The sequence below is a fragment of the Vibrio ruber DSM 16370 genome, from assembly GCF_900163965.1.
GTDB lineage: Bacteria > Pseudomonadota > Gammaproteobacteria > Enterobacterales > Vibrionaceae > Vibrio > Vibrio ruber.
Window position 1 is genome coordinate 1 of sequence record NZ_FULE01000060.1, and the last position, 5,620, is coordinate 5,620.

9 protein-coding genes are annotated in these 5,620 nt (G+C 44.8%); all 9 read left to right on the forward strand.

Annotated features, from left to right (window positions below; genetic code table 11):
• Positions 1-349: hypothetical protein (locus tag VR7878_RS21660; RefSeq protein ID WP_002361313.1), on the forward strand; the 349-nt coding region annotated here is incomplete at its 5' end.
• Positions 350-357: 8 nt separating this feature from the next.
• Positions 358-1,344: a Minor spike protein gene (locus VR7878_RS21665; protein WP_000466547.1), complete on the forward strand. Its 987-nt coding sequence runs from the start codon at positions 358-360 to the stop codon at positions 1,342-1,344.
• A 63-nt stretch (positions 1,345-1,407) separates the two neighbouring features.
• Complete coding sequence (locus VR7878_RS21670) at positions 1,408-2,949, forward strand: replication endonuclease (RefSeq protein ID WP_000252566.1); 1,542 nt, start codon at positions 1,408-1,410, stop codon at positions 2,947-2,949.
• Positions 2,882-3,034, forward strand: coding sequence for a hypothetical protein (locus tag VR7878_RS21675; RefSeq protein WP_435988044.1), 153 nt, complete (start codon positions 2,882-2,884; stop codon positions 3,032-3,034). The genes VR7878_RS21670 and VR7878_RS21675 overlap by 68 nt, the downstream gene beginning before the upstream one ends.
• Positions 2,967-3,206 carry a phage DNA packaging protein C gene (locus tag VR7878_RS21680; protein WP_016670801.1) on the forward strand — a complete coding sequence of 80 codons (240 nt, stop codon included), beginning with the start codon at positions 2,967-2,969 and terminating at the stop codon, positions 3,204-3,206. Before VR7878_RS21675 ends, VR7878_RS21680 begins: the two co-directional genes overlap by 68 nt.
• A complete protein-coding gene (locus VR7878_RS21685) occupies positions 3,203-3,661 on the forward strand; it encodes a scaffolding protein D (RefSeq protein WP_000084700.1) in 459 nt (152 codons plus the stop codon). Before VR7878_RS21680 ends, VR7878_RS21685 begins: the two co-directional genes overlap by 4 nt.
• Positions 3,661-3,777 carry a phage DNA packaging protein J gene (locus VR7878_RS21690; RefSeq protein ID WP_000033471.1) on the forward strand — a complete coding sequence of 39 codons (117 nt, stop codon included), beginning with the start codon at positions 3,661-3,663 and terminating at the stop codon, positions 3,775-3,777. Before VR7878_RS21685 ends, VR7878_RS21690 begins: the two co-directional genes overlap by 1 nt.
• Positions 3,778-3,813: 36 nt before the next feature.
• Positions 3,814-5,097: a major capsid protein gene (locus tag VR7878_RS21695; protein WP_000065572.1), complete on the forward strand. Its 1,284-nt coding sequence runs from the start codon at positions 3,814-3,816 to the stop codon at positions 5,095-5,097.
• Between the two features lie 110 nt (positions 5,098-5,207).
• Positions 5,208-5,620 (forward strand): hypothetical protein (locus VR7878_RS21700; RefSeq protein ID WP_024218976.1); only part of this gene is annotated, 413 nt, incomplete at its 3' end.

A 5,620-nucleotide genomic window follows, 5' to 3' on the forward strand; every position in this document is an offset into this window, starting at 1 on the left:
TCAGATGGATACATCTGTCAACGCCGCTAATCAGGTTGTTTCTGTTGGTGCTGATATTGCTTTTGATGCCGACCCTAAATTTTTTGCCTGTTTGGTTCGCTTTGAGTCTTCTTCGGTTCCGACTACCCTCCCGACTGCCTATGATGTTTATCCTTTGGATGGTCGCCATGATGGTGGTTATTATACCGTCAAGGACTGTGTGACTATTGACGTCCTTCCCCGTACGCCGGGCAATAATGTTTATGTTGGTTTCATGGTTTGGTCTAACTTTACCGCTACTAAATGCCGCGGATTGGTTTCGCTGAATCAGGTTATTAAAGAGATTATTTGTCTCCAGCCACTTAAGTGAGGTGATTTATGTTTGGTGCTATTGCTGGCGGTATTGCTTCTGCTCTTGCTGGTGGCGCCATGTCTAAATTGTTTGGAGGCGGTCAAAAAGCCGCCTCCGGTGGCATTCAAGGTGATGTGCTTGCTACCGATAACAATACTGTAGGCATGGGTGATGCTGGTATTAAATCTGCCATTCAAGGCTCTAATGTTCCTAACCCTGATGAGGCCGTCCCTAGTTTTGTTTCTGGTGCTATGGCTAAAGCTGGTAAAGGACTTCTTGAAGGTACGTTGCAGGCTGGCACTTCTGCCGTTTCTGATAAGTTGCTTGATTTGGTTGGACTTGGTGGCAAGTCTGCCGCTGATAAAGGAAAGGATACTCGTGATTATCTTGCTGCTGCATTTCCTGAGCTTAATGCTTGGGAGCGTGCTGGTGCTGATGCTTCCTCTGCTGGTATGGTTGACGCCGGATTTGAGAATCAAAAAGAGCTTACTAAAATGCAACTGGACAATCAGAAAGAGATTGCCGAGATGCAAAATGAGACTCAAAAAGAGATTGCTGGCATTCAGTCGGCGACTTCACGCCAGAATACGAAAGACCAGGTATATGCACAAAATGAGATGCTTGCTTATCAACAGAAGGAGTCTACTGCTCGCGTTGCGTCTATTATGGAAAACACCAATCTTTCCAAGCAACAGCAGGTTTCCGAGATTATGCGCCAAATGCTTACTCAAGCTCAAACGGCTGGTCAGTATTTTACCAATGACCAAATCAAAGAAATGACTCGCAAGGTTAGTGCTGAGGTTGACTTAGTTCATCAGCAAACGCAGAATCAGCGGTATGGCTCTTCTCATATTGGCGCTACTGCAAAGGATATTTCTAATGTCGTCACTGATGCTGCTTCTGGTGTGGTTGATATTTTTCATGGTATTGATAAAGCTGTTGCCGATACTTGGAACAATTTCTGGAAAGACGGTAAAGCTGATGGTATTGGCTCTAATTTGTCTAGGAAATAACCGTCAGGATTGACACCCTCCCAATTGTATGTTTTCATGCCTCCAAATCTTGGAGGCTTTTTTATGGTTCGTTCTTATTACCCTTCTGAATGTCACGCTGATTATTTTGACTTTGAGCGTATCGAGGCTCTTAAACCTGCTATTGAGGCTTGTGGCATTTCTACTCTTTCTCAATCCCCAATGCTTGGCTTCCATAAGCAGATGGATAACCGCATCAAGCTCTTGGAAGAGATTCTGTCTTTTCGTATGCAGGGCGTTGAGTTCGATAATGGTGATATGTATGTTGACGGCCATAAGGCTGCTTCTGACGTTCGTGATGAGTTTGTATCTGTTACTGAGAAGTTAATGGATGAATTGGCACAATGCTACAATGTGCTCCCCCAACTTGATATTAATAACACTATAGACCACCGCCCCGAAGGGGACGAAAAATGGTTTTTAGAGAACGAGAAGACGGTTACGCAGTTTTGCCGCAAGCTGGCTGCTGAACGCCCTCTTAAGGATATTCGCGATGAGTATAATTACCCCAAAAAGAAAGGTATTAAGGATGAGTGTTCAAGATTGCTGGAGGCCTCCACTATGAAATCGCGTAGAGGCTTTGCTATTCAGCGTTTGATGAATGCAATGCGACAGGCTCATGCTGATGGTTGGTTTATCGTTTTTGACACTCTCACGTTGGCTGACGACCGATTAGAGGCGTTTTATGATAATCCCAATGCTTTGCGTGACTATTTTCGTGATATTGGTCGTATGGTTCTTGCTGCCGAGGGTCGCAAGGCTAATGATTCACACGCCGACTGCTATCAGTATTTTTGTGTGCCTGAGTATGGTACAGCTAATGGCCGTCTTCATTTCCATGCGGTGCACTTTATGCGGACACTTCCTACAGGTAGCGTTGACCCTAATTTTGGTCGTCGGGTACGCAATCGCCGCCAGTTAAATAGCTTGCAAAATACGTGGCCTTATGGTTACAGTATGCCCATCGCAGTTCGCTACACGCAGGACGCTTTTTCACGTTCTGGTTGGTTGTGGCCTGTTGATGCTAAAGGTGAGCCGCTTAAAGCTACCAGTTATATGGCTGTTGGTTTCTATGTGGCTAAATACGTTAACAAAAAGTCAGATATGGACCTTGCTGCTAAAGGTCTAGGAGCTAAAGAATGGAACAACTCACTAAAAACCAAGCTGTCGCTACTTCCCAAGAAGCTGTTCAGAATCAGAATGAGCCGCAACTTCGGGATGAAAATGCTCACAATGACAAATCTGTCCACGGAGTGCTTAATCCAACTTACCAAGCTGGGTTACGACGCGACGCCGTTCAACCAGATATTGAAGCAGAACGCAAAAAGAGAGATGAGATTGAGGCTGGGAAAAGTTACTGTAGCCGACGTTTTGGCGGCGCAACCTGTGACGACAAATCTGCTCAAATTTATGCGCGCTTCGATAAAAATGATTGGCGTATCCAACCTGCAGAGTTTTATCGCTTCCATGACGCAGAAGTTAACACTTTCGGATATTTCTGATGAGTCGAAAAATTATCTTGATAAAGCAGGAATTACTACTGCTTGTTTACGAATTAAATCGAAGTGGACTGCTGGCGGAAAATGAGAAAATTCGACCTATCCTTGCGCAGCTCGAGAAGCTCTTACTTTGCGACCTTTCGCCATCAACTAACGATTCTGTCAAAAACTGACGCGTTGGATGAGGAGAAGTGGCTTAATATGCTTGGCACGTTCGTCAAGGACTGGTTTAGATATGAGTCACATTTTGTTCATGGTAGAGATTCTCTTGTTGACATTTTAAAAGAGCGTGGATTACTATCTGAGTCCGATGCTGTTCAACCACTAATAGGTAAGAAATCATGAGTCAAGTTACTGAACAATCCGTACGTTTCCAGACCGCTTTGGCCTCTATTAAGCTCATTCAGGCTTCTGCCGTTTTGGATTTAACCGAAGATGATTTCGATTTTCTGACGAGTAACAAAGTTTGGATTGCTACTGACCGCTCTCGTGCTCGTCGCTGCGTTGAGGCTTGCGTTTATGGTACGCTGGACTTTGTAGGATACCCTCGCTTTCCTGCTCCTGTTGAGTTTATTGCTGCCGTCATTGCTTATTATGTTCATCCCGTCAACATTCAAACGGCCTGTCTCATCATGGAAGGCGCTGAATTTACGGAAAACATTATTAATGGCGTCGAGCGTCCGGTTAAAGCCGCTGAATTGTTCGCGTTTACCTTGCGTGTACGCGCAGGAAACACTGACGTTCTTACTGACGCAGAAGAAAACGTGCGTCAAAAATTACGTGCAGAAGGAGTGATGTAATGTCTAAAGGTAAAAAACGTTCTGGCGCTCGCCCTGGTCGTCCGCAGCCGTTGCGAGGTACTAAAGGCAAGCGTAAAGGCGCTCGTCTTTGGTATGTAGGTGGTCAACAATTTTAATTGCAGGGGCTTCGGCCCCTTACTTGAGGATAAATTATGTCTAATATTCAAACTGGCGCCGAGCGTATGCCGCATGACCTTTCCCATCTTGGCTTCCTTGCTGGTCAGATTGGTCGTCTTATTACCATTTCAACTACTCCGGTTATCGCTGGCGACTCCTTCGAGATGGACGCCGTTGGCGCTCTCCGTCTTTCTCCATTGCGTCGTGGCCTTGCTATTGACTCTACTGTAGACATTTTTACTTTTTATGTCCCTCATCGTCACGTTTATGGTGAACAGTGGATTAAGTTCATGAAGGATGGTGTTAATGCCACTCCTCTCCCGACTGTTAACACTACTGGTTATATTGACCATGCCGCTTTTCTTGGCACGATTAACCCTGATACCAATAAAATCCCTAAGCATTTGTTTCAGGGTTATTTGAATATCTATAACAACTATTTTAAAGCGCCGTGGATGCCTGACCGTACCGAGGCTAACCCTAATGAGCTTAATCAAGATGATGCTCGTTATGGTTTCCGTTGCTGCCATCTCAAAAACATTTGGACTGCTCCGCTTCCTCCTGAGACTGAGCTTTCTCGCCAAATGACGACTTCTACCACATCTATTGACATTATGGGTCTGCAAGCTGCTTATGCTAATTTGCATACTGACCAAGAACGTGATTACTTCATGCAGCGTTACCATGATGTTATTTCTTCATTTGGAGGTAAAACCTCTTATGACGCTGACAACCGTCCTTTACTTGTCATGCGCTCTAATCTCTGGGCATCTGGCTATGATGTTGATGGAACTGACCAAACGTCGTTAGGCCAGTTTTCTGGTCGTGTTCAACAGACCTATAAACATTCTGTGCCGCGTTTCTTTGTTCCTGAGCATGGCACTATGTTTACTCTTGCGCTTGTTCGTTTTCCGCCTACTGCGACTAAAGAGATTCAGTACCTTAACGCTAAAGGTGCTTTGACTTATACCGATATTGCTGGCGACCCTGTTTTGTATGGCAACTTGCCGCCGCGTGAAATTTCTATGAAGGATGTTTTCCGTTCTGGTGATTCGTCTAAGAAGTTTAAGATTGCTGAGGGTCAGTGGTATCGTTATGCGCCTTCGTATGTTTCTCCTGCTTATCACCTTCTTGAAGGCTTCCCATTCATTCAGGAACCGCCTTCTGGTGATTTGCAAGAACGCGTACTTATTCGCCACCATGATTATGACCAGTGTTTCCAGTCCGTTCAGTTGTTGCAGTGGAATAGTCAGGTTAAATTTAATGTGACCGTTTATCGCAATCTGCCGACCACTCGCGATTCAATCATGACTTCGTGATAAAAGATTGAGTGTGAGGTTATAACGCCGAAGCGGTAAAAATTTTAATTTTTGCCGCTGAGGGGTTGACCAAGCGAAGCGCGGTAGGTTTTCTGCTTAGGAGTTTAATCATGTTTCAGACTTTTATTTCTCGCCATAATTCAAACTTTTTTTCTGATAAGCTGGTTCTCACTTCTGTTACTCCAGCTTCTTCGGCACCTGTTTTACAGACACCTAAAGCTACATCGTCAACGTTATATTTTGATAGTTTGACGGTTAATGCTGGTAATGGTGGTTTTCTTCATTGCATTCAGATGGATACATCTGTCAACGCCGCTAATCAGGTTGTTTCTGTTGGTGCTGATATTGCTTTTGATGCCGACCCTAAATTTTTTGCCTGTTTGGTTCGCTTTGAGTCTTCTTCGGTTCCGACTACCCTCCCGACTGCCTATGATGTTTATCCTTTGGATGGTCGCCATGATGGTGGTTATTATACCGTCAAGGACTGTGTGACTATTGACGTCCTTCCCCGTACGCCGGGCAA

Excerpts from the sequence above, each read along its gene's own strand:
- VR7878_RS21690 (WP_000033471.1), top strand. The coding sequence starts at position 3,661 with ATGTCTAAAGGTAAAAAACGTTCTGGCGCTCGCCCTGGTCGTCCGCAG.
- VR7878_RS21670 (WP_000252566.1), top strand. The coding sequence starts at position 1,408 with ATGGTTCGTTCTTATTACCCTTCTGAATGTCACGCTGATTATTTTGAC.
- VR7878_RS21695 (WP_000065572.1), top strand. The coding sequence starts at position 3,814 with ATGTCTAATATTCAAACTGGCGCCGAGCGTATGCCGCATGACCTTTCC.
- VR7878_RS21665 (WP_000466547.1), top strand. The coding sequence starts at position 358 with ATGTTTGGTGCTATTGCTGGCGGTATTGCTTCTGCTCTTGCTGGTGGC.
- VR7878_RS21685 (WP_000084700.1), top strand. The coding sequence starts at position 3,203 with ATGAGTCAAGTTACTGAACAATCCGTACGTTTCCAGACCGCTTTGGCC.